This window comes from Campylobacter sp. IFREMER_LSEM_CL1085, from assembly GCF_025772235.1.
GTDB classification, from domain to species: domain Bacteria; phylum Campylobacterota; class Campylobacteria; order Campylobacterales; family Campylobacteraceae; genus Campylobacter_D; species Campylobacter_D lari_D.
Genome location: NZ_JAKMRU010000012.1, coordinates 1 through 18,793 on the forward strand (window position 1 = coordinate 1; position 18,793 = coordinate 18,793).

Below are 18,793 nucleotides of genomic sequence, written 5' to 3' on the forward strand. Positions count from 1 at the left end.
ATTCATTTAAAGTCCAAATTTTTATTTTATTATATCAAAATTACTATATTTTATAAAAACATTAAAACAAGGTATTTTTTATCCTTGAAATTTGTTTTTGGAGATTTTTATTTATCAATTCTTTTTCTAAATTTGTAATATTTTTTTCTAGACTTTCTTGTAATTTTTTTATATGACCTATTATAAGTTCTAACCATTCTAAGTGTTCTTTAATCCAAAGATAATTTTTGTTAAAAACATCTTCTTTTGTTTTTGGGTTAAGTACATAAATTCTGGCAAGATTAAGCTCAAATTGAGTGTTTAAAGGATTAACTAATTCTTTTAAAACATTTATTTTTTCAAATTTAGTTTTAAAACAATCTAATTCTTTAATCAATAATGAAAAATTCTTTTCATCATTTCCTATAAAATTTAGTTTGTTTGATAAGTGAATGCATTCTTTGATTAAAGTGTGGCTTAGTTTTAAAACTTGATGAATTTTGTAAAATGCTTTTAACATTAATTCTTTTTGCTTGTTCTCATTTAATTTTTCAAGTTTAGCAAAAGGTTTTTTGAGTTCTTTTATTAGTAGTTCTTTGCATACTTGCTTAAATGGTTTTTCTATGGTATGATTAATTCTGGCTCCACCTTCGGTGCAATTATAGGTTGTGATATTAAGAAATTTCTTTGCATTAAAAACAGCTTCTTCTATTTGGGTTTTAAAAAGTATCCAAATTTCATTTGTTTTTACATAATGATTCCCATTGTAAGCTAATGTTGTTAAGCTATAATCAATTTCTTGAGGATCATAAGTATCATATTTTCCATAGTAATATTCTTCAGGATGTGAAGCTCCATCATCAGCATAAGCTAAGTCTTGGCCTATAAATATAATGTTTTCAAAATCTAAATTTAGGGCTAAAAAATATGCCATAGTCGCTACACTGTGCCCCATATCCATATAGCCAAAATTATGCAGCCCTATAAAGTGTGTAAAAAAAGTATAATAATTAATTAAAGTTGTTTTTCTATATTTGCTTTTAAGATGTTTAAATGTAATAGGATGGATTAAAGATTTTAAAACAAACACTATATTCTTATCAAAATCACCAAAATCATTATTAAAAAATTCTGAAGTTTCTATTATTCTTTCTAAAGATAATACATAATCAGGTTTTATATTGTGTTTTGCTAGTATAGGATAAGCACTATCAGCACAAAATATACTAGCATAATTAGCATATTGCTTTAATAAAGGAAGTTGTTTTATTAGTGATGGTCCTGTAGAAACTATGATTGCGTTTTTTGCTTGTTTTTTTCTTTTTAAAAGTAATTCTTTGAAAGAATAATTTGAGATAATATCAGGAAGATTGTAAACAAAATTTTCTATACCTTGTAAGGCATCAATGGAATCGTTTCCATATCTGAAAATAGATTTTTTTATGTATATTTGCATGTTTTTATTGGTTTGTATAATATCTTCTTGATATTTTTCATAATAATCGCAGTGCAAATCTAAAAAATATGTTCTTAAAAAATTAAAAAAAGGACTATTTGAACAAATTTCTTCAAAAATATTAACATCGATCGCGCTGGTATCTAAAATAATCAAAGAATTATTTTCTAATTCCTCACTAAAATCTATACATTGAAAACTTAGATAAATAAATTCTATTTCTTTTTCAAAAATAACTATTTTTTGTCTATTTTTGTTTTGTAAAAGGGCTTTATATAAAATTCCATTACCAAAACCATAAAAATAAAGCACAGGATATAAAAGATATTTATCATTATATAAGTTTAGTTTTTCATTTAACTCATTAAGAGTATTGCTATATAGTGTATACCCCCCCCCATGATGTATAAAATTAATATCTAGGGAGTCTTTTCCTTGTAGAATTTGGAAATTTTGGGGTTTAAAATTTTCTAATTTTTCTTTTAATTTTTTATTTTTTAAAGCTTCTAAATTTTTATTAAAAATATGTTTTTCCATGATTATTCCTTGAAATGTTTTTCTTCTAAAGCTTTAGCAAATTCTATATCACAACTTGCTTTTTTACCAAGCATGATAGGTAAAAATTTAGGATGCAAACCTAGGCTTGGTCTTACGCTTTTTATATTTTCTTGTGTGAAAATATCACCTTTTTTGATGTCTTTGCTTGCGTATAAACTTCTTGCAAAATGGCGGTTTTTTAAAGTTTTTTCATCCATGCTAAATTCTTTGTTTCCTAAAGCTTGCTCGCTTAAACGCACCATAGAACACATTTGCTTAAACTCCTCAAAATCAAGACTAAATTTAGCATCAGCACTATTTAAAGTTTTGTCTAATATAAAATGTTTTTCTATGACTCTTGCGCCAAGAGCTACGGCTAAAGTTGGTGCTAAAAATCCCTCGCTATGATCACTTAAACCAATAATAGTGTTAAATTTTTCTTGTAAAGTTTTTATGACATTTAAATTTAAATCACAAATTTGTGAAGGATAAGCCGAGGTGCATTTAAGCAAAATCAAATTCGGATTGTTTTCTTCTTTAAAAATTTTAACAATCATTTCAAGTTCTTCTTCATAGGCTATGCCTGTAGAAACTAAAGTAGGTTTGTTTTCTTTTGCTACATAACGCACAAAATCATAATCATTTGCTTCAAAGGAAGCGATTTTATAAGCTGGGGGATTAAATTGCCTTAAAAAATTTACATCTTCCTTAGAAAAAGGACTAGAAAAGCAAATTAAACCTTCATTTTTAGCACATTCAAAAAGTTTTTCATGCCACTCATAAGGAGTTTTAGCTTCTTCGTAGAGCTCATATAATTTGCGTCCATGCCATAAACCACCTTCAATAATAAAATCTTTTTTGTCAGAATTTAGTGTTAAGCTATCTGGGGTATAGGTTTGAATTTTTATAGCATCAGCTCCTGCTTGTTTGGCTGCTTGTATAGTTTTCAAAGCTATTTCAAGATTATTTGCATGATTGGCTGAAAGTTCAGCGATGATGAAAACTTTTTCATTTGTGTTAAAATTTTCTATAAACATTAAAAAACCTTTTTTAATTTAAATAAAAATTTACTATATTTTATATTTTAATTATTAATTATGATTAAAGGTTTATTTAGTAAAATAAATTTATTATAAAGTTATCTAAGGAAAAAACTATGACTAAAACACTAGAATATTCGATTTATCACTTTTGTGAACACATTTTAAAACTTAAAATTACACCAACAAGCGTGATTAGAGGCGAGCTTTATGGGGCTTCTATACCTTTGTATTTTAAAGATGAAGAATATAGTTTTTATCTGTTTTTTCAAAAAAAGGCTCTTAATGAGATTGCGCAATTTTTATTGCATGAAGAGTTAAAAGAAGATGATCTAGCAGATTTAGTAAAAGAAGTAGCTAATCAAATTATAGGTTATGCCAAAAAATTACTTAATGACACTAATGGCAAAGATGAATATCGCTTGGGTGTTCCTGAATATTTAGGACGTATTGATGGATTTTCAAAAATCAAACTCAAAGAAAAATTTACTTATGAAATGAAAAATGCTCGTTTTAGAATAGGTTATAAAAAATTATGATAGAAGATCATTTAGGATTGTTGCAATCTTATGAAGATATTTTAGATATTAGCGTTGATTTTGTTAGTGAGCTTGGTACTACTAATATGAGTGTAAGAGAACTTTTAAAGCTAGAAGTTGGTTCTGTGATAGACCTTGAAAAGCCAGCGGGTGAAAGCGTGGAACTTTATTTAAATAGAAGAATTTTTGGAAAAGGTGAGGTAATGGTGTATGAGAAAAACCTTGCTATAAGGATTAATGAAATTTTAGATTCTAAATCAGTATTGCAGTATTTCAAAAAAGAATTGCAATGAAATTTATTTGGATTTTACTACTTGCTTTACCTCTTTTTGGGGCAAAAATTCTTGATTACAATATTTATCCAAGAGAAGATAGGGTGGATATTACTTTTTCATTTGATGTTCCTTATAAAGAAGGTATTAGTCAAAAGAAAAAAGATGGTATTATTATTTTTACTTTAAATGCTAAAAGTGCAAAAGAGGAAGATAGAGCGTTAAATTCTGATATTATAAAAAAAATTAAAATTTTTTCAGAAGATAAAAAAACTTTTATAGCTTTAAGTGTAGGTGATAAAATACAAATTACCGCTGATGCGATTGGCGAATATGGTTTAAGGTTGCGTGCTCAAAAAGAAGGTGTAAATTTAAGTACTAAAAAAAGCTTAGAGGAAAAAAACGAGGAAATAAAAATGCAAGAATATGATTTTACAAATTATATTTTAGTTGTAAGCGTTTTGATACTTTTGCTTGTTGGACTTTGGTTTTTAAAAATATATCTAAGACAAAAACACCCTTTAGATAGGAATTTTAATTTAATCTTTCAAAGACCACTTGATAGACACAATCAACTTGTAGTTTTTGAGTATGGTTTGAAGCGTTATACTATGATTATAGGAAACTCTAATGTGGTATTAGAAACAAATGAAGCTTTGATAAAAAATGAAGAACAAAACAAAGCACCTCAAAAGCCAAAAGAAAAAGATTTTGACTCTTATTTTGAAGAAAATAAACAAAGATTGCAAAATTTACTTTTAAAACAAAATAATTAATTTTGCTGATTAAAAGCTAAAATGATAAGTTTTGGCTTCGAAATTTTTTTGATTTCTTCTTTTGAAAAATAAATTTGTTTTTTAGTCGAGTATATATACAAAGTATGATTTTTTAGCGTGAAATCAAGATTCTCATCAGTGTCTTTTGCAAGTTTTTTTGATAAAGCTAAAATAAAATTAAGCCAAGCTAATATGTGATTATTTGGTAGTAAATCTTTTATATTTTCTATCGCAAATGGATTGATTTTTTTTCCATTGGCTTTTAAAATAGTAGAAATTAATAAAATTTCTTTATGTGAAAAACCAAAATGCAGGCTATTTAGAGCTATATAAGCACTATGTTCATTGGCAAAATAGAAATTAATTCTCTCGCCTATATGCGATAATTTTGCAGCATTTATAAGATCTTTTTTAAAAGCAAGATTAATTTTATGGATAGGCAAAAGAGTATCAAATAGTTTATTTGCAAAATAAGCACTTTTATCATTATAATCTATACTAAAACGATCTTGTATAGATTTTAAGCTTGGATTGAAATTCGGAGGAAATTTGGCATTAAATTTTGAAAAATCCGTTGTTTCGTTTTTTATTTTAGTATATTTTTGAAAAAGATTAGATAAAAATACACCTTCTCTAACACCCACTGCAGAGGTGATGATATTTTTAGCTTTTAAATTTTTTGCTAGTGCTAAAAATATCACACATCCTTCTTTTATAGTATCAAAACGATCTTTTTTTATGTTAAAATCATTTAAATTTTTAGCATTTTGAATTTTTTCTATGTGATTTTTTTCTTTTTCAAAACTATAACTAAAATTATGAATCATTTTTAACGGGTAAGAGTTTTTTTTCATTATAGAATTTGACAATGCCCTTAAACTTCCACCTATGGCAATGATATTTTCATTTTGAAAATGCTTTGGAACTTGTTTTAGTGCTTCTTGTATAAATTGGTCTAGTGCATTAAATTTTTTTGTATCGTAAAAAATTTCTTTTAATCTTACTGTGCCAAGATCAAGTGAAATACAATCTACAATCTTACCTTCTTTGATTAAACAAAGCTCAGTCGATCCTCCACCTATATCTATAGTGGTGGCATTTTGAATATCTGATAGTAAATTTAGCGCAGCAAGCCCACCTAAAAATGACTCTGTTTTTCCATTAATACATTTTATATTTAAACCTACATTTTTTGCTATTCTAGCTATGAAATCTTTAGCATTGGGCGCATCTCTTAATGCAGAAGTTCCAACAGCAATAATTTTTCTACATTTTTCTTTTAAAGCTTTTTCCTTAAAATAAGTTAAAGCTTTTTCGGCTTTAAGCATGGCTTCTTCTTGAAGAATTTTATTATTATTGTAAGCATTTTCTCCAAGTCTTACTTTCTTTTTGTGCTCACTACAAATGAAAAAACCATATCTTGAGGTTTTTTCAAAAACTACCATACGAACGGAATTAGAGCCAAGGTCAATTACTGCTGTTTTTTTAGCCATTAAATATCTTTATTTTTATGTTTTAAGCGAAGCTCATCAATGCTTTCTACATTATCAGGATCAGGTATGATACAATCTACTGGACAAGCTACTATACAAGCTGGTTCTGAAAATTCATTCACACATTCAGTACAAAGATCAGGATCTATGACATAAATTGGATCATTATCATAGATTGCTTCATCGGGACATTCTTCCCTACATGCATCACAGGATATGCATTCTCTAGTGATTAAAAGTGACATATTTTTTTCCTTTTTATAAGTAATAAAGCAAACTTATACTATATAAAAACTTATAGGTAATTTAAAATGAAAGAAAAAACAAAATCTACTTTTTAGAATGATTAAATCATTCTAAAATTTTAGTTAGTTTTTTTAGGAAAACAAAAACGATACCCTCTACGACGCACGGTTTCTATGGTAGAGATATTAAGCGGTTTATCCATTTTTTGTCTTATTTGATTGATTGCAACCTCTATAACATTTGGAGTTACAAGTTCAGGTTCTTCCCAAATAGCATCTAAAAGTTGTTCTTTTGACACAATCTGATCTGAATGTCTAGCTAAATGAGTTAAAACTTCAAAAGGTTTTCCTTTTAATTCTATATCTTTTCCTTGATAAGTGATTTTTTCTTCATCAGGATCAATCACTAAATCATCGATTTTGATCACATTTGTTCCGCCAAATCTAAGTCTAGCTTCAATTCTCGCCATTAAAATTTCAAAATCTAAAGGTTTTTTTATATAATCATCTGCTCCAGCTTTCAAAGCTTTGATTTCATTTTCTTTATCTGCTTTTGCGCATATTGTAACTATAGTGGTTCTTGGAGATTTTTGCTTAATGGCATTAATTAAATCACTTGCGTCATTATTGCCAATAGTCCAATTTGATAATACTAAATCATAGTGTCTAATACCTATAAAATACTCAGCGTCTTTAAAATTTTCTGAAGTATCACTTTGGTAGCCAAACTCATTTAAGGTATTTGATAGAGTTTTATTAAGTGATGCTTCATCTTCTACAACTAAAATACGCATTTTATTCCTTTGAAGATAGTTTTAGTGCAAAAGTATAACACAAATTAAGCAAATGTTCAAAATTCTTTAAAAAAATTTTAATATTTTTTACTCAGACTAGCTCCAACGCATGCATTTTTGATAATATCAGGTTTGTAACAAGTGATATTTATAAATTTAAGCTTTTTATTATGTTTTTTAATATCCTTGCATATGTATTTTAAAGATTTTTCTATAGTTTTAAATTTTTTCTTTTTATAAATTTTTTCTATTCTAATACAAAGTTTTGCATAATCTAAAAATTTTTTACTTTTAGCTTCTAGTTCTATAATAACTTTTTGTTCTTGAATTCTTTCAAAATCCAAAAGCCCTATAATACATTTAAATTCTAAACTGACTTTTATATGACTTTGCATTCTTGTTTTCCAATAAGTCTTAAAATATTTGGTATATGTTTATAAATTACTATAAATGCAATAACAAAAATTGGTGCATGGGTGTTGATCACAGGCATGTCATAATGAAAAATAAATGAAGTAGCTATTAAAACAATTAAAGCTCCTAATGAAGCTAAGCTTGAAATTTTAAATACCTTTCCTATGATAAACCAAGCTAAAACCGCAGATATTATTTCAAAAGGTAAAAATACTGCTAAAACCCCAGCCCCTGTAGCCACTCCTTTGCCACCTTCAAATTTTAAATAAGGAGAAAAGCAGTGCCCAAATACTGCTAAAACAGCCATAGTCCATAAGATATTTTCATCATAGCCCATAAATTTTGCCACTAATATAGGTATGATTCCTTTTAATGCGTCTAAAATAGCGGTTGCAATAGCAAGTATTTTAGCTAGTTTAGGATCGCTTTCTTTTACTACCCTTAAAACATTTGTAGCGCCTATACTTTTGCTACCCATATTTTTAATGTTTGTTTTAGCAAAGATTTGAGCTAGTAAAAGCCCAAATGGTATAGCGCCTATGAGATAAGCTAAAAGATAGATTATTAAATTTTCCATTTACTTTTCCCTAAGATTTTTGTAAAACTCTGTAATAATAGCAAAAAACCCTGAAATAAATATTTAAGAGATATTTTCTCCTATAATAATTTTTATTGTTAAATATAAATTTTTTATATTATTTAAAGAAAATTATAGATATATTTTCAATAAGTTTATTTTAAATAGGCTTTATTTTATCTTATTTAGGAGTAGATAATGAAAAAAATTTCATTATTAGTTGCATCATCATTATTAGTTGCATCAACTGCTTTTGCTAACGATAAAGCTTTGCTTGATGAAGCAAAAGCTGCAGGTTTGGCGCCTTTACCAAAAGATCAGACAGGTGTTGAAAAACTATTAAAAGAAATGGGTATTAAAGCTAGTAAATTCTCTAAAGAGAAAGCTAACCTTGGTAAAAAGCTGTATTTTGAGCCAAGACTTTCTAAAAGTGGTTTGATTTCTTGTAATACCTGTCATAATTTAGGTATGGGTGGTACTGATGGTATAGCGGCTGCTGTAGGACATAAATGGACAGCTAATCCTCATCATTTAAATTCGCCAACAGTTTATAACTCAGTTTTAAATTCAACTCAATTTTGGGATGGTAGAGCAGGAACTTTAGCAGACCAAGCAAAAGGGCCAATCGAAGCAGAACCTGAAATGGCAACTCCTGCTAAATTAGCAGTAGAAAAAATAGCTTCTATGCCAGAATATGTAAAAGAATTTAAAAAAGTTTATGGTAGCAGTGGAGTAACTTTTGATAATATTGCAGATGCTATTGCTACATTTGAAAGAACACTTTTAACTCCATCTAAAATTGATAAATTCTTAGAAGGTGATACAAAAGCATTAAATAAAAAAGAAAAAGAAGGTTTGAAAACTTTCATCGATAAAGGCTGTACAGCTTGTCATACAGGGGTAAATTTAGGTGGTAGTATGCAGGCTTTCCAAGTAGCAGCTAAATATAAATTTGCAAATGTAGGAGATTTTAAAGGTGATGCAAATGGCTTAGTTAAAACTCCAACCTTAAGAAATATTGCTGAAACTGCTCCGTATTTTCACAATGGTGCTATTTGGTCTTTACAAGAAGCAATCAAAGAAATGGGCAGTGTGCAACTTGGCATAGAAATTTCTGATAAAGAAGCAGCTTCTATAGAAACTTTCTTACATGCCCTAACAGGTAAAAAACCAAGCATTACTTACCCTCAACTTCCAAAAGCAACTGAAAAAACTCCAAAACCAGAGCTTTAATTTAAATCTTAAGACGCTTTTTTGCGTCTTAAGCTTACTTTATATAAAATCAAGATATAATTACTGCTTTTAGCCATTAAAGCTTTCTAAATTTATGTTTATGCATAATGCTTTATGGTGCTACCAAAATATTTTAAGAAAGGATAGCTGTATGTATGCTATTATAAAACACAGTGGAAAACAATACAGAGTAAGCCAAGGTGATGAGCTTAAACTAGATCGTTTTGAAGCTGAAGCAAAATCAAGCATAGAAGTAAGTGAAGTTCTTGCTATATGCGATAAAGAATTAAAGGTAGGTGCGCCGTTTGTTGCGGGTGCAAAAGTTGTTTTAGAAGTGATTGCTCATGGAAAAGACAAAAAAGTTGTGATTTATAAAAAAAGACGCAGAAAAGACTCAAAATTAAAACGCGGTTTTAGAAGACAATTTACTCGCGTTAGAGTAGTAGATATTAAAGCTTAAGGAGTAAAGAATGGCACACAAGAAAGGTCAAGGTTCAACTCAGAATAATCGTGATTCTATAGGTCGTCGTCTAGGTGTTAAAAAATTTGGTGGAGAATTTGTTCGCGCTGGCAACATCATCATCCGCCAAAGAGGAACAGCAACTCATGCGGGTAATAATGTAGGCATAGGAAAAGATCATACAATTTTTGCTTTAATTGATGGTTTCGTAAAATTCGAAAGAAAAGATAAAAATAGAAAAAAAGTTTCTGTTTATCCTGCATAATTTTAAGGCTACTTTGTAGCCTTTTTCTTCTTTTTAATCTTAATATATTAAAAAAAATATAATATCATTTTAAAAATTTATACTTTGGTGATTGTATGTTTATAGATAATGTGAAATTAGTTTTAAGTTCAGGTAATGGTGGCAAAGGTGCTGTGAGTTTTCGCCGTGAAAAACATGTTCCACTCGGTGGGCCTGATGGTGGCGATGGTGGAAATGGCGGCGATGTATATTTTATATGTGATAATAATACCCATACGCTAGCGCACTTTAAAGGTAAAAAAGAACTTAAAGCACAAAATGGCCAGCCAGGCTTAGGTCGTAATAAAAACGGCAAAAGAGGGGAGAGTTTAGAATTAATCGTTCCTCAAGGCACTCAAGTAATTGACGCACAAAGTGGGGAAGTTTTGCTTGATATGTTAGTAGAGGGCCAAAAAGAATTATTTTTAAAAGGCGGTAAAGGTGGTCTTGGTAATACTCATTTTAAAAACTCTACTAATCAACGCCCAGATTATGCCCAACCGGGTGTGGCAGGAAAAACCTTAAGTGTGCGCTTAGAATTAAAACTCATAGCAGATGTTGGACTTGTGGGCTTTCCAAATGTAGGAAAATCCACTCTTATAAGCGTAGTATCTAATGCAAGACCTGAAATAGCTAATTATGAATTTACTACTTTAACTCCAAAACTTGGCATGGTTGAAGTAGATGATTATAATTCTTTTGTGATGGCAGATATCCCAGGTATTATAGAAGGTGCAAGCGATGGTAGGGGTTTGGGACTTGAGTTTTTAAGACACATAGAAAGAACTTCTTTTTTGCTTTTTGTGCTTGATCCATTAAGAGATATGAGCTTAAAAGAGCAATTTTGTATTTTAAGAAAAGAATTGGAAAAATTTTCAAGCAAGCTTTATGCAAGAAATTTTGGCTTAATGCTTTCAAAAAGTGATAGCGTAAATTTAGGCGAAGAATTTGCACAAAAAATAGAAGATGATTATAATGAGCTAAAAGCTTATTTGCAAAGTCAAAATAATCCGCAAAGTTTTTTCATCAAGGTTTCAAGCCTTGAAAAAACTGGACTTAAAGAGCTTAAATTTATGCTTTTAGAAGAAGTTAAAAAAATTAGAAGTCAAAATAATCTTTGATGAGTGAAAATTTAACTATAGATTTTATTCAAGAATATATCAAGTCTAATTTTAAAGGCTTGGTATATAAATTTACTTATAAAGAACATAGCTTTTTTTATAATCCCGATAAGGTTTTAAAAAACGGAGTTTATTTTTGCACTATTAAAGAAAATGATGGCATAAATGATAAAGCTTCGAATTTAAATAGAGAAGGTGTATTTCGTCTAAGTTGCTCTCTTTGTGATCAAGATTACCAAAATCTTTTTGGTAAAAAACCTAAAAAAGCTTTAAAGGGTGAGGTTGTTAGTTTAAATTATGATTTTTCTATGCTTGATTTTATCATGCCTCATCCAATTTATGCTTATATGGGATATATTTGCATCAACAACCCTTCTAGAAAAAATTTTGAAATTTTTAAAGATTATCTTGAGCTTTCATATCAAAAAGCTATAAAAACTTATAAAAAAAGGATAGTGGTATTATGAAAAATATCATTTTTATGGGAACTCCATCTTATGCAACTTGTATTTTAAAAGAGCTTGTTGATAAAGGGTTTAATATCCAAGCTTTATTTACTCAACCTGACAAACCTGTGGGTAGAAAGCAAATTCTAACTCCAAGTGATACTAAAAAATTTGTTTTAGAAAATAATTTAAATATAGAAATTTTCACTCCAAAAGACTTAAAAGATGAAAATATAATCAATGGAATAAAAAGTTTAAAACCTGATTTCATAGTTGTTGCTGCTTATGGGAAAATTTTACCAAAAGAAATTTTAGATATTGCCCCTTGTATCAATTTACATGCTTCCTTACTTCCTAAATATCGTGGTGCTTCACCTATACAAAGCGCTATTTTAAATGGGGATAAAATAAGCGGGGTTTGCACTATGCTTATGGAAGAAGGGCTTGATAGTGGTGCAATTTTAGAAAGTATAGAATGTGATATAGAAGGTAAAAATTCAGCTGAAGTGTTTATTATGCTTTCAAATTTAGCAGCTAAGCTTACTGTTTCTACACTTTTGAATTTTGAAAAAATTATCCCAAAAAAGCAAGATGAAAATTTAGTTACACATTGTAAAAAAATCAAAAAAGAAGATGGGTTGATTAATTTGGATAATGCAAGTGAAATTTATCAAAAATTTCTAGCTTTTACACCTTGGCCTGGAATTTTTTTAGAAAATGGTGTGAAATTTTTAGATATAGAATTAGTCGATAGTGAAAAAACTCAAAAATCAGGTGTGATTTTACAAATAGAGAAGGAAGGCTTTTTGCTTTCATGTACAAAAGGTGTTTTAAGGATTAAAAATTTACAAGAAAGTGGAAAAAAGGCTTTAGATGCTAAGACTTATTTAAATGGAAAAAGGTTAAAACTTGGAGATAGTTTATTTTGATGAGCTTGAATCAACTCAAATTTATTTAAGTGATAAAATTCGTAGTGGAGAAATTACTAACAATACAGCCATTTGTGCTTTTATCCAAAGTGCTGGTATAGGTAGTAGGGACAATGCTTGGCAAAGTAAGCAAGGAAATTTACATGTATCTTTTTGCATAAAAACTCAAGAATTAGCACAAGATCTTCCTTTGGCTTCTGCTAGTATATATTTTGCATTTTTAATGAAAGAAGTATTGCAAAGAAAAAATTCGAAAGTATGGATTAAATGGCCCAATGATTTTTATATAGAAGATAAAAAAATAGGCGGTCTGATGAGTTCTAAAATCAATGATTTTTTGGTTGTAGGAATAGGGATTAATCTTAAATATGCCCCATTTAATGCTGAAATTTTAGATATAGAAGTAGATATAGCAAAACTTTTAAATGAGTATTTTTCTTATGTAGATGAGAAAATTTTATGGAAGAATATTTTTAGCAAGTATATGCTAGAATTTGAAAAATCAAGAAATTTTTTTATACATAATGAAGGTAAGATTTTATCTTTAAAAGATGCTTTATTGTATAAAGATGGTTCTATATTGTTAGATAATAAAAGGATATATAGTTTAAGATGAGTGAGATAATAACTATTGCAAATCAAAAAGGTGGGGTAGGTAAAACTACTACCGCTATTAATCTAGCGGCTTCTTTAGCAGTAGCTGAAAAAAAGGTTCTTTTGATAGATATTGATCCACAAGCTAATGCTACAACAGGACTTGGTTTTAATAGAAGTAATTATGAGTATAATATTTACCATGTTTTTATAGGCAGGAAAAAACTTTCTGAAATCATTTTAAAAACTGAACTTCCACAATTATACTTAGCTCCATCAAATATTTCTTTGGTTGGAATTGAACAAGAAGTAGTAAAAGAAAGCGGAGAATATAGAACGATTTTAAGAGAAAAAATTAAAGAAATTGCTAAAGATTATGATTTTATTATCATAGACTCACCTCCTGCACTTGGAAGTATTACGGTAAATGCTTTTGCAGCAAGTGATAGTGTTATTATCCCTATACAATGTGAATTTTATGCGCTTGAGGGTGTTGCGATGGTTTTAAACACCATAAAATTTGTGAAAAAAACTATCAATCCAAAGTTAAAAATAAAAGGTTTTTTACCAACTATGTATAGCTCACAAAATAATCTTTCAAAAGATACTGTGGAGGATTTAAAGCAAAATTTCAAGCAAAAGCTATTTAGAACAGGTGATAATGAAGATGATTTTATTATCATACCAAGAAATGTAAAACTTGCTGAAAGTCCAAGTTATGGAAAACCTATTATACTTTATGATATAAAATCCCCAGGTTCAGTAGCATATCAAAATTTAGCACATTCTATATTAGGATAAAAAATGGCAAAAAAAAGTGCATTAGGAAGAGGTTTAAGTAGTATTTTGGCTGATATTGATGAGGTTTATGAAAAAGAATTGGGATCAAAAGAAGGCAAAATAGAAGAAATTGATATAGATTTAATTAGTCCAAATCCTTATCAGCCAAGGAAAAATTTTGATACACAAGCTTTAGAAGAGCTTGCGGGGTCTATTAAAGAATATGGTTTAATTCAGCCTATTGTAGTTTTTAAAAAAGATGAATTTGATTATATTATAATAGCTGGCGAGAGAAGATTTAGAGCATGTAAGCTTTTAGAAAAAGAACAGATTAAAGCCGTAGTTTTAAATGTGGATGATATAAAATTACGCGAGCTTGCTTTGATTGAAAATATCCAAAGGGAAAATTTAAATCCTATAGAATTGGCACATTCTTATAAAGAATTATTGGAAATTCATGACATAACTCAAGAAAAATTAGCAGATCTTATTCACAAGTCAAGACCACAAATTGCTAATACCTTAAGACTTTTAAATTTAAATGAGCAAACACAAAATTTCATTATAGAAGGTAAAATTTCACAAGGTCATGCAAAAGTTTTAGTAGGACTTGAAAAAGAAGAAGAAAAAATGATAGTTGATACTATAATAGGTCAAAAACTTAATGTAAGAGATACAGAAAAACTGATTAAAAATTTTAAAAATTCAAATAATTTAGAAAAAAATACAAATTTAAATAAGCAAAATCAATCTATATTAAATTTAAAAGAAAAAATAGAATCTTTTGGATTTAAGACAGTGGTGAAAGATTTAAAAATTATTGTTAATTTTTCTGACGAAAATGAGATTTTAAAATTTTTAAAAATACTAGATTAAATATGCTTTTAGGTATATTTTGGTATAATTGCGCGTTTTATTTAGATTTATTTAGGAGTATTAATGTTTAATGATGTACATTTTTCCATCATGATAGCTACTGGTGTCATTTTTTTGCTCATGATAGCAATTTTAAATTCTATACTCTATAAACCTTTGATTAAATTTATGGATTCTAGAGATTTGACCATTAAAAATGACGAAGAAAAAATGAAAAAAAATTCTGATGATGTTTCAAATGTAGAAAATGAGTTGGAAAAAATTCATATACAAACAAGAGATGAGATTAATCAAATCAAAGCAAAAGCAGTAGAAGAAGCTAAAATAAAACAAGAAAAAGAATTATCAATAAAGAAAAAAGAATTAGAAGAACAAATGCATGTTTTTCTAAAAAGTCTAAGAGAAAAAGAAAAAGAATTAAAAGAAGAGATGCGGTTAAAAATGCCAGAATTTAAGCAAAGCTTTAAAGATAGCTTGAGTAAAATTTAAGGAAGATAAATGTTGAAAAAAATTACATTATTATTGGTGCTTCCTTTTTATGCTTTTGCAGCAGGTAATGGAAGTGGCGAGTATGATATTATCCCAAGAGCAGTTAATTTTGTTTTGTTTGCTGCTATTTTATATTATTTTATAGCAACACCTTTAAAAAATTTTTACCACGGAAGAATTGCAAAAATTGCCTCTAGGATGAATGAAATACAAGAAAAACTTATTGCAAGCAAAAATCATAAATTAGAAATGATGAAAAAACTAGATTTAGCTAAACAAGAAGCAATTAATGCAGTTGCTCTTGCAAAAAAAGAAGCAGAAATCATTACAGATAAAATAGAAGCTGAAACAAAAATGGAGATTAAGGCTTTAGAAAAAACTTATGAAGAACATAAAGAATATGAAATAAGAAGAATGGAAAAAGAAGTTGTGCAAGCGGTTTTAGAAGAAATTTTTGAAGATCAAAGTTTACAGCTTCAGCAAAAAGAAATTTTAAATATCATGATGAAAAAGGTGTCTTGATGGAAAGTGTAATTGCAAAAACCTATGCAAAAGCTATATTAGAAAGAAAAGATTTTGAAAATTTTTATTCAAATTTATTACAACTTAGTTCAGCTTTTGCTTCTGATAAATTTGTAAGTATTTTAAATGCTTATGAGCTTAAACAAGAAAAAAAATTAGATTTTATACTTTCTTTATTAGATAATCCAAGTGATGCTTTTAAAAATTTTATGAGCTTAGTTGTTGGCAACAATAGAGAGATGTTAATTCCAAGCATTACTAAAGAATTGAGTGAACAAAAAGCATTAAAAGAAAATGAATTTTTAGGGCAAGTTTATTCAAAAGAAAAATTAAGTGAAGAAGAAATTAAAAATTTAGAAGAAAAACTTAGTCTTAAATTCAACGCAAAGATTAGATTAGATAGTAAAATAAGTGATAATGACAGTGTAAAAATTAGCTTAGATGGACTTGGTTATGAAATTTCATTTTCAATGCAAAGCTTAAAAGCTAAAATGAATGAATATATATTAAAAGCAATTTAAGGAGACTTGATGAAATTTAAAGCAGATGAAATTAGTTCTATTATAAAAGAAAGAATTGAAAAATTTGATTTTAATCTTGAAATAGAAGAAACCGGTAAGATTATTTCAGTTGCTGATGGTGTTGCTAAGGTTTATGGTCTTAAAAATGCTATGGCCGGTGAGATGGTTGAATTTGAAAATGGCGAAAAGGGAATGGTGCTTAACCTTGAAGAATCAAGTGTTGGTATTGTTATTTTAGGAAAGGGACTTGGCTTAAAAGAAGGAAGTTCTGTAAAAAGATTAAAAAAACTTCTAAAGGTTCCAGTTGGTGATGCGTTGATAGGCCGTGTTGTGAATGCTTTAGGTGAGCCAATTGATGCTAAAGGAGCTATTGAAACAAGTGAATATCGCTTTGTGGAAGAAAAAGCAAAAGGTATTATGGCTAGAAAAAGTGTTCATGAACCATTACATACGGGTATTAAAGCTATTGATGCTTTAGTTCCAATTGGTAGAGGACAAAGAGAGCTAATTATTGGTGATAGACAAACGGGTAAAACTACTGTTGCAATAGATACGATTATTAGTCAAAAAGGTAAAGATGTTATTTGTATTTATGTGGCAATTGGTCAAAAACAAAGCACAGTGGCTCAAGTAGTTAAAAAGCTTGAAGAATACGGCGCAATGGATTATAGTATAGTGGTAAATGCAGGTGCTTCAGATCCTGCTGCATTGCAATATCTTGCTCCATATACAGGTGTAACTATGGGTGAGTATTTTAGAGATAACTCAAGACATGCGTTGATTGTTTATGATGATTTGAGTAAGCATGCTGTTGCCTATCGTGAAATGTCTTTGATTTTGCGTCGTCCTCCGGGTCGTGAAGCTTATCCAGGGGATGTATTTTATTTACATTCAAGATTGCTTGAAAGAGCAAGTAAATTAAGTGATGAGCTTGGTGCAGGAAGCTTAACAGCATTACCTATTATTGAAACTCAAGCAGGGGATGTTTCAGCTTACATTCCAACCAATGTTATTTCAATTACCGATGGTCAAATTTTCTTAGAGACAGATTTGTTTAACTCAGGTATTCGTCCTGCGATTAATGTTGGTTTATCTGTGTCTCGTGTTGGTGGTGCTGCACAAATTAAAGCAACAAAACAAGTTTCAGGTACCTTAAGACTTGACTTAGCTCAATATAGAGAATTGCAAGCTTTTGCACAATTTGCAAGTGATTTAGATGAAGCAAGTAGAAAGCAACTTGAACGCGGACAAAGAATGGTTGAAGTTTTAAAGCAACCTCCATATTCTCCGCTTTCAGCTGAAAATCAAGTAGTGATGATTTATGCGGGAACTAAAGGATATTTAGATGATATAGCAGTTTCTAAAATTGGAGAATTTGAAGCAGCTTTATATCCATTTATTGAAGCTAAATATCCAGAAATTTTTGAGCAAATTAGAACCAAAAAGGCTTTAGATAAAGATTTAGAAGAAAAATTAGCTAAAGCATTGAGTGAGTTTAAAGCAAACCACATATAAGGTTTTTAAATGTCTAATTTAAAAGAAATTAAAAGAAAAATAAAAAGTGTTCATAATACACAAAAGACAACTAATGCTATGAAGCTTGTCTCTACTGCCAAATTAAGAAAGGCAGAAGAGGCAGCTAAAAAGTCAAAAGTTTTTGCTCAAAAAATTGATGAAGTTTTATCTGAAATTGCTTTCAAGATTAATCAATACGAAGGACTTGATGATAAACTTCCGTTTTTTAGAAAAAAAGACAATATTGAGAAAATGGATATTATTTTCATTACTGCTGATAAAGGTTTATGCGGTGGTTTTAACATTAAAACTATTAAAACAGTAAATGAAATGCTTGAAGATTGTAAAGCAAAAAAAATCAAAGTAAGATTAAGAGCTATTGGTAAAACAGGTATAGAGTATTTTAATTTTCAAAATATTGAAATTTTAGAAAAATATTTAGACACAAGCTCCAGCCCTGATTATGAAAAAGCTTGTGCTATTATTGAAAATGCAGTTGATGATTTTATAAATGAAGTTACAGATAAGGTTGTAATTGTACATAATGGCTATAAAAATATGATTTCACAAGAAATTCGTATTAATGAATTATTACCAGTGCAAGCTATTGCGAGCAAAGAAGAACAAGAGTCTCAATCTTTAATGGATTTAGAACCTGAAGATGAAGAAATTTTAAATGATTTATTAAAAACTTATTTTGAATATAATATGTATTTTTCTTTAGTTGATTCTTTGGCGGCTGAGCATAGTGCAAGAATGCAAGCTATGGATAATGCAACCAATAATGCAAAAGCTAGAGTTAAACAGCTCAATTTAGCTTATAATAAAGCAAGACAAGAATCTATTACCACCGAATTGATAGAAATTATCAGTGGTGTTGAGTCAATGAAATAAATTTAGGA

At 28.8% G+C, this 18,793-nt stretch carries 24 protein-coding genes; 17 read left to right on the plus strand and 7 right to left on the minus strand.

The genetic code is table 11. The features are described from left to right. Positions 1-61: 61 nt before the first annotated feature. The gene (locus tag L8W56_RS05880) at positions 62-1,972 is read right to left on the minus strand and encodes a motility associated factor glycosyltransferase family protein (RefSeq protein WP_263659704.1); all 1,911 of its coding nucleotides are present in this window, start codon (positions 1,970-1,972) and stop codon (positions 62-64) included. 2 nt (positions 1,973-1,974) lie between these two features. Then, positions 1,975-3,009 (minus strand): pseudaminic acid synthase, encoded by a 1,035-nt coding sequence (gene pseI / locus L8W56_RS05885; RefSeq protein WP_263659705.1) that lies wholly within the window; start codon positions 3,007-3,009, stop codon positions 1,975-1,977. A gap of 119 nt (positions 3,010-3,128) precedes the next feature. On the opposite strand from pseI, the gene L8W56_RS05890 reads away from it, so the two are divergent. Genes L8W56_RS05890 through L8W56_RS05900 form a run of 3 tightly spaced genes read left to right on the plus strand, consistent with a single transcriptional unit; the run spans position 3,129 to position 4,599 of the window. Then, complete coding sequence (locus tag L8W56_RS05890; protein ID WP_133319685.1) at positions 3,129-3,551, plus strand: chemotaxis protein CheX; 423 nt, start codon at positions 3,129-3,131, stop codon at positions 3,549-3,551. Then, positions 3,548-3,844, plus strand: coding sequence for a flagellar motor switch protein FliN (fliN, locus tag L8W56_RS05895; protein ID WP_133319684.1), 297 nt, complete (start codon positions 3,548-3,550; stop codon positions 3,842-3,844). The genes L8W56_RS05890 and fliN overlap by 4 nt, the downstream gene beginning before the upstream one ends. Next, positions 3,841-4,599, plus strand: coding sequence for a hypothetical protein (locus L8W56_RS05900; protein ID WP_263659706.1), 759 nt, complete (start codon positions 3,841-3,843; stop codon positions 4,597-4,599). The genes fliN and L8W56_RS05900 overlap by 4 nt, the downstream gene beginning before the upstream one ends. On the opposite strand, the gene L8W56_RS05905 is transcribed toward L8W56_RS05900, so the two are convergent. From L8W56_RS05905 to plsY, 5 genes are all read right to left on the minus strand, one after another. Then, positions 4,596-6,092 (minus strand): Ppx/GppA phosphatase family protein, encoded by a 1,497-nt coding sequence (locus tag L8W56_RS05905; protein ID WP_263659707.1) that lies wholly within the window; start codon positions 6,090-6,092, stop codon positions 4,596-4,598. The genes L8W56_RS05900 and L8W56_RS05905 overlap by 4 nt on opposite strands. Then, positions 6,092-6,337 (minus strand): YfhL family 4Fe-4S dicluster ferredoxin, encoded by a 246-nt coding sequence (locus L8W56_RS05910; protein WP_012660922.1) that lies wholly within the window; start codon positions 6,335-6,337, stop codon positions 6,092-6,094. Before L8W56_RS05910 ends, L8W56_RS05905 begins: the two co-directional genes overlap by 1 nt. 119 nt (positions 6,338-6,456) lie before the next feature. Beyond that, positions 6,457-7,131 carry a homeostatic response regulator transcription factor HsrA gene (hsrA, locus tag L8W56_RS05915; RefSeq protein ID WP_263659708.1) on the minus strand — a complete coding sequence of 225 codons (675 nt, stop codon included), beginning with the start codon at positions 7,129-7,131 and terminating at the stop codon, positions 6,457-6,459. A 77-nt stretch (positions 7,132-7,208) separates the two neighbouring features. Beyond that, the gene (locus L8W56_RS05920; protein ID WP_133319680.1) at positions 7,209-7,526 is read right to left on the minus strand and encodes a dihydroneopterin aldolase; all 318 of its coding nucleotides are present in this window, start codon (positions 7,524-7,526) and stop codon (positions 7,209-7,211) included. Further along, entirely contained in the window at positions 7,511-8,122 is a 612-nt protein-coding gene (plsY, locus tag L8W56_RS05925; protein ID WP_263659709.1) for a glycerol-3-phosphate 1-O-acyltransferase PlsY, read from the minus strand. Before plsY ends, L8W56_RS05920 begins: the two co-directional genes overlap by 16 nt. 198 nt (positions 8,123-8,320) lie before the next feature. Here plsY and L8W56_RS05930 point away from each other — a divergent pair, with 198 nt between their 5' ends. From L8W56_RS05930 to atpG, 14 genes are all read left to right on the plus strand, one after another. Further along, positions 8,321-9,355, plus strand: coding sequence for a cytochrome-c peroxidase (locus L8W56_RS05930; RefSeq protein WP_263659710.1), 1,035 nt, complete (start codon positions 8,321-8,323; stop codon positions 9,353-9,355). 151 nt (positions 9,356-9,506) lie between these two features. Further along, entirely contained in the window at positions 9,507-9,815 is a 309-nt protein-coding gene (gene rplU, locus L8W56_RS05935; RefSeq protein WP_263659711.1) for a 50S ribosomal protein L21, read from the plus strand. Between the two features lie 10 nt (positions 9,816-9,825). Beyond that, positions 9,826-10,080: a 50S ribosomal protein L27 gene (gene rpmA, locus L8W56_RS05940; protein WP_039649045.1), complete on the plus strand. Its 255-nt coding sequence runs from the start codon at positions 9,826-9,828 to the stop codon at positions 10,078-10,080. A 95-nt stretch (positions 10,081-10,175) separates the two neighbouring features. Then, the gene (gene obgE, locus L8W56_RS05945) at positions 10,176-11,219 is read left to right on the plus strand and encodes a GTPase ObgE (RefSeq protein ID WP_133319676.1); all 1,044 of its coding nucleotides are present in this window, start codon (positions 10,176-10,178) and stop codon (positions 11,217-11,219) included. Then, positions 11,219-11,686 (plus strand): DUF6194 family protein, encoded by a 468-nt coding sequence (locus L8W56_RS05950; protein WP_133319675.1) that lies wholly within the window; start codon positions 11,219-11,221, stop codon positions 11,684-11,686. Before obgE ends, L8W56_RS05950 begins: the two co-directional genes overlap by 1 nt. Further along, positions 11,683-12,594, plus strand: a complete 912-nt coding sequence (gene fmt, locus L8W56_RS05955; protein WP_263659712.1) for a methionyl-tRNA formyltransferase — start codon at positions 11,683-11,685, stop codon at positions 12,592-12,594. The genes L8W56_RS05950 and fmt overlap by 4 nt, the downstream gene beginning before the upstream one ends. Next, positions 12,575-13,210 (plus strand): biotin--[acetyl-CoA-carboxylase] ligase, encoded by a 636-nt coding sequence (locus L8W56_RS05960; protein ID WP_263659713.1) that lies wholly within the window; start codon positions 12,575-12,577, stop codon positions 13,208-13,210. The genes fmt and L8W56_RS05960 overlap by 20 nt, the downstream gene beginning before the upstream one ends. Next, complete coding sequence (locus tag L8W56_RS05965) at positions 13,207-13,989, plus strand: ParA family protein (RefSeq protein WP_012660935.1); 783 nt, start codon at positions 13,207-13,209, stop codon at positions 13,987-13,989. The genes L8W56_RS05960 and L8W56_RS05965 overlap by 4 nt, the downstream gene beginning before the upstream one ends. Positions 13,990-13,992: 3 nt before the next feature. Beyond that, positions 13,993-14,844 (plus strand): ParB/RepB/Spo0J family partition protein, encoded by an 852-nt coding sequence (locus L8W56_RS05970; protein ID WP_263659714.1) that lies wholly within the window; start codon positions 13,993-13,995, stop codon positions 14,842-14,844. Between the two features lie 63 nt (positions 14,845-14,907). Then, on the plus strand, positions 14,908-15,333 hold the full coding sequence (locus L8W56_RS05975; protein WP_133319671.1) for a FoF1 ATP synthase subunit B': 426 nt from the start codon (positions 14,908-14,910) through the stop codon (positions 15,331-15,333). A gap of 9 nt (positions 15,334-15,342) precedes the next feature. Then, positions 15,343-15,855 carry a F0F1 ATP synthase subunit B gene (locus L8W56_RS05980; protein WP_263659715.1) on the plus strand — a complete coding sequence of 171 codons (513 nt, stop codon included), beginning with the start codon at positions 15,343-15,345 and terminating at the stop codon, positions 15,853-15,855. Next, entirely contained in the window at positions 15,855-16,376 is a 522-nt protein-coding gene (locus tag L8W56_RS05985) for a F0F1 ATP synthase subunit delta (protein ID WP_133319669.1), read from the plus strand. Before L8W56_RS05980 ends, L8W56_RS05985 begins: the two co-directional genes overlap by 1 nt. Positions 16,377-16,385: 9 nt before the next feature. Next, on the plus strand, positions 16,386-17,891 hold the full coding sequence (gene atpA / locus L8W56_RS05990) for a F0F1 ATP synthase subunit alpha (protein WP_133319668.1): 1,506 nt from the start codon (positions 16,386-16,388) through the stop codon (positions 17,889-17,891). 9 nt (positions 17,892-17,900) lie between these two features. Next, positions 17,901-18,785 (plus strand): ATP synthase F1 subunit gamma, encoded by an 885-nt coding sequence (gene atpG / locus L8W56_RS05995; protein WP_263659716.1) that lies wholly within the window; start codon positions 17,901-17,903, stop codon positions 18,783-18,785. The last annotated feature ends 8 nt before the right edge of the window (positions 18,786-18,793 follow it).

Coding starts and splice junctions, on each gene's coding strand:
- plsY (WP_263659709.1), bottom strand. CDS start 8,122: ATGGAAAATTTAATAATCTATCTTTTAGCTTATCTCATAGGCGCTATA.
- L8W56_RS05905 (WP_263659707.1), bottom strand. CDS start 6,092: ATGGCTAAAAAAACAGCAGTAATTGACCTTGGCTCTAATTCCGTTCGT.
- atpA (WP_133319668.1), top strand. CDS start 16,386: ATGAAATTTAAAGCAGATGAAATTAGTTCTATTATAAAAGAAAGAATT.
- L8W56_RS05975 (WP_133319671.1), top strand. CDS start 14,908: ATGTTTAATGATGTACATTTTTCCATCATGATAGCTACTGGTGTCATT.
- L8W56_RS05890 (WP_133319685.1), top strand. CDS start 3,129: ATGACTAAAACACTAGAATATTCGATTTATCACTTTTGTGAACACATT.
- pseI (WP_263659705.1), bottom strand. CDS start 3,009: ATGTTTATAGAAAATTTTAACACAAATGAAAAAGTTTTCATCATCGCT.
- L8W56_RS05920 (WP_133319680.1), bottom strand. CDS start 7,526: ATGCAAAGTCATATAAAAGTCAGTTTAGAATTTAAATGTATTATAGGG.
- rplU (WP_263659711.1), top strand. CDS start 9,507: ATGTATGCTATTATAAAACACAGTGGAAAACAATACAGAGTAAGCCAA.
- L8W56_RS05910 (WP_012660922.1), bottom strand. CDS start 6,337: ATGTCACTTTTAATCACTAGAGAATGCATATCCTGTGATGCATGTAGG.
- fmt (WP_263659712.1), top strand. CDS start 11,683: ATGAAAAATATCATTTTTATGGGAACTCCATCTTATGCAACTTGTATT.
- L8W56_RS05880 (WP_263659704.1), bottom strand. CDS start 1,972: ATGGAAAAACATATTTTTAATAAAAATTTAGAAGCTTTAAAAAATAAA.
- obgE (WP_133319676.1), top strand. CDS start 10,176: ATGTTTATAGATAATGTGAAATTAGTTTTAAGTTCAGGTAATGGTGGC.
- L8W56_RS05965 (WP_012660935.1), top strand. CDS start 13,207: ATGAGTGAGATAATAACTATTGCAAATCAAAAAGGTGGGGTAGGTAAA.
- L8W56_RS05900 (WP_263659706.1), top strand. CDS start 3,841: ATGAAATTTATTTGGATTTTACTACTTGCTTTACCTCTTTTTGGGGCA.
- rpmA (WP_039649045.1), top strand. CDS start 9,826: ATGGCACACAAGAAAGGTCAAGGTTCAACTCAGAATAATCGTGATTCT.
- L8W56_RS05985 (WP_133319669.1), top strand. CDS start 15,855: ATGGAAAGTGTAATTGCAAAAACCTATGCAAAAGCTATATTAGAAAGA.
- atpG (WP_263659716.1), top strand. CDS start 17,901: ATGTCTAATTTAAAAGAAATTAAAAGAAAAATAAAAAGTGTTCATAAT.
- L8W56_RS05950 (WP_133319675.1), top strand. CDS start 11,219: ATGAGTGAAAATTTAACTATAGATTTTATTCAAGAATATATCAAGTCT.
- L8W56_RS05970 (WP_263659714.1), top strand. CDS start 13,993: ATGGCAAAAAAAAGTGCATTAGGAAGAGGTTTAAGTAGTATTTTGGCT.
- fliN (WP_133319684.1), top strand. CDS start 3,548: ATGATAGAAGATCATTTAGGATTGTTGCAATCTTATGAAGATATTTTA.
- L8W56_RS05980 (WP_263659715.1), top strand. CDS start 15,343: ATGTTGAAAAAAATTACATTATTATTGGTGCTTCCTTTTTATGCTTTT.
- hsrA (WP_263659708.1), bottom strand. CDS start 7,131: ATGCGTATTTTAGTTGTAGAAGATGAAGCATCACTTAATAAAACTCTA.
- L8W56_RS05930 (WP_263659710.1), top strand. CDS start 8,321: ATGAAAAAAATTTCATTATTAGTTGCATCATCATTATTAGTTGCATCA.